Here is a 2,231-nt window from a genome sequence, read left to right as displayed (position 1 = left end):
CGGTGCGCTCGATGCACCGAAAGCGTCCTTCAGCCCGCCCACCGGCAAGCCGATCGGGACTAGGCTGATCTTCGAAGACTGCCGACGAGCAATGGGGAGTACTGGCGAAATGCGCAAAACGATGGTGGATGTCCCGGCGCCGGACGGGACCGCAGACGCGTACCTGGTCGTACCGGACGGCGGGCCGCATCCCGGGGTCCTGCTGTTCCCGGACGCGTTCGGGCTGCGGCCGCGGATCGAGGAGATGGCGGAGCGGATCGCGGCTGCCGGATATGCCGTGCTCGCCCCGAATCTCCTGTATCGGGGCGGAAAGCAGGAGATCGACATGAGCGCGCTCGCGGATCCGGACAAGCGGGGCGAGCTGTTCGGCCGGATCATGCCGCTGATCCAGGCGCTCGGCAGTGAAACGATCACCAGGGACGCGGAGAAGTACATCGACTTCCTCACCGCGCAGGACGGCGTCACCGACGAGCCGGTCGTGATCACCGGGTACTGCATGGGTGGCACGAACGCGCTGCGCGTGATCGAGGGGCTCCCCCAGCGGGTCAAGGCCATCGCGAGCTTCCACGGCGGCAACCTCGTCACCGATCAGCCCGACAGCCCGCACCTGCGGGTCGGCGCCATCACCGGCGAGGTGTACTTCGGGCACGCCGACAAGGACCACTCGATCACGGACGAGCAGATCAAGGTTCTCGAAGCCGCGCTGGACGAAGCGGGAGTCACCTACCGCTCGGAGATCTACGAAGGCGCGGACCACGGCTACACCATGTCCGACACCGCCGCGTACAACGAGGCGGGCGAGCAGCGCCACTGGGAGAACCTGTTCGCGCTGCTCGAACGCGTCAAGAACTAGTGGTGTGCCGGGTAGCGGGCGCGGAGCTCCCCGGCGGCCTTGCCTTCGGTCAGGTGCACGAGATAGGCGTCGACAGGGGCGTCAGCGCTCACCTCGTCGTACGTGCGGCGCACGATCGCCGCGACCTCGTCCCGGCCTGCCGGGAAACGCGCGGCCAGCGAATCGGTCAGCTCTTCGAGTGCTTCGTCGCTCGGCGGCAGGTGCGGAGGATCGGCGGACATGGCGACTCCCCGAAGTCGGAACCGGACACCGCCGAACGATAGGGGCACCGGCCGAGCGCCACAAGTGGCCCGCCCGCCCCGGACACTCGGCCCGGGGCGGGCGTCCTGGCCTCACAGACCGTCGAAGAACCCTTCGGGGACAAGGGTTTCGCGCGGTTTCCCGGTCTGGTGCATGGTCCAGAGCAGTTCGGCGAGGTCGGCGGGATCGGCGCTGGGCTGTTCGGGTACCGGCAGTCCCGCGGCCTCGACGACCCGGTGCTCCGCGGCGGCGCTTCCCACGATGAGCGCGCCGACGAAGAGCATGCCGACGTAGATCCCCTTGCCGGCGACCTCCTCGGCGAGGGACTGGAGGTAGTTCCGCTGCGCGGCCAGCGCGGGCGGCCAGCCGCTCATCCGGGGCAACCCCCGCATCGCGGCCGCGCCCTGGGCGCTGAGGATCGCCCCACTGCCCTGGTCGAGCATGGCCGGGAGGAACTCCTGAACGAGGGCGAGCAAGCTGTAGAGCGTCTTGGGCATCAGCTCCCGCGCCTGCTCCGGGAGCAGGGTGGTGGCGGCGACGAAGCCGGGATCCGCGGGCGCCGGTCCGTAGTAGAAAGCGTTGAGGGAACCGGCTTTCGCGCGAATCCGTTCGGCCAGCGCCGGGACCGCGTCGCTGTCGGACAGGTCGCCGGTGACGACGTGGGCGGTGATGCCGGCGGCGGCCAGCTCCTCGGCGAACCGCTCCAAGGGCTCCTGGCGGCGGGCGACGAGGACGACCTCGTAGCCCGCCTGTCCGTACCGGCGGGCTACGGCCTGACCGAGACCGGGACCCGCACCGAACACGGCGATCGTCTGGGACATGAAGCAACTCCTGTTCTGGGACAACGAAGAACCGGGCTTCAGCCAACTCCTCGATGCCAAGACGATCCATAAGAGAACGTCGCGAATACCTTTGCGGTCGTCTAGCGTGGGTCGTTGTGGACGTCCTGAGCGACCTGCTGCACCGCGCCCGTGCCCGCAATGCCGTGGTCCGGCAGCTGATCCGGCGGCCGCCGTGGTCCCTCACCTACGCCGACGCCCCGCCGCTCGCCGCCGAGGTGGGGCGCGAGGGAGCCGGGCCGGGCGCGTGTAAACCTCGCCGAGCCCACGAGACAGAGGGCGGGGGCGGCTGCGGCCGC

At 69.7% G+C, this 2,231-nt stretch carries 4 protein-coding genes; 2 read left to right on the top strand and 2 right to left on the bottom strand.

The window, feature by feature from the left end; genetic code table 11:
- Positions 1-109: 109 nt before the first annotated feature.
- Positions 110-853 carry a dienelactone hydrolase family protein gene (locus ACFWY9_RS28190; RefSeq protein WP_378340300.1) on the top strand — a complete coding sequence of 248 codons (744 nt, stop codon included), beginning with the start codon at positions 110-112 and terminating at the stop codon, positions 851-853.
- Here the strand turns inward: ACFWY9_RS28190 and ACFWY9_RS28185 are convergent.
- Positions 850-1,074 carry a three-helix bundle dimerization domain-containing protein gene (locus tag ACFWY9_RS28185; protein ID WP_378330074.1) on the bottom strand — a complete coding sequence of 75 codons (225 nt, stop codon included), beginning with the start codon at positions 1,072-1,074 and terminating at the stop codon, positions 850-852. The two genes, ACFWY9_RS28190 and ACFWY9_RS28185, sit on opposite strands and share 4 nt — an antisense overlap.
- Before the next feature lie 111 nt (positions 1,075-1,185).
- Positions 1,186-1,914, bottom strand: a complete 729-nt coding sequence (locus ACFWY9_RS28180; protein ID WP_378340299.1) for an SDR family NAD(P)-dependent oxidoreductase — start codon at positions 1,912-1,914, stop codon at positions 1,186-1,188.
- A 116-nt stretch (positions 1,915-2,030) separates the two neighbouring features.
- Here ACFWY9_RS28180 and ACFWY9_RS28175 point away from each other — a divergent pair.
- A partial coding sequence (locus ACFWY9_RS28175) for a cupin domain-containing protein (RefSeq protein WP_378340298.1) occupies positions 2,031-2,231 on the top strand: 201 nt, incomplete at its 3' end.

It is taken from the genome of Amycolatopsis sp. NPDC059027 (assembly GCF_042739735.1).
Classification (GTDB): Bacteria; Actinomycetota; Actinomycetes; order Mycobacteriales; family Pseudonocardiaceae; genus Amycolatopsis.
This window is presented reverse-complemented; position numbering and strand designations above follow the sequence as displayed.

Excerpts from the sequence above, each read along its gene's own strand:
- ACFWY9_RS28180 (WP_378340299.1), bottom strand. The coding sequence starts at position 1,914 with ATGTCCCAGACGATCGCCGTGTTCGGTGCGGGTCCCGGTCTCGGTCAG.
- ACFWY9_RS28190 (WP_378340300.1), top strand. The coding sequence starts at position 110 with ATGCGCAAAACGATGGTGGATGTCCCGGCGCCGGACGGGACCGCAGAC.
- ACFWY9_RS28185 (WP_378330074.1), bottom strand. The coding sequence starts at position 1,074 with ATGTCCGCCGATCCTCCGCACCTGCCGCCGAGCGACGAAGCACTCGAA.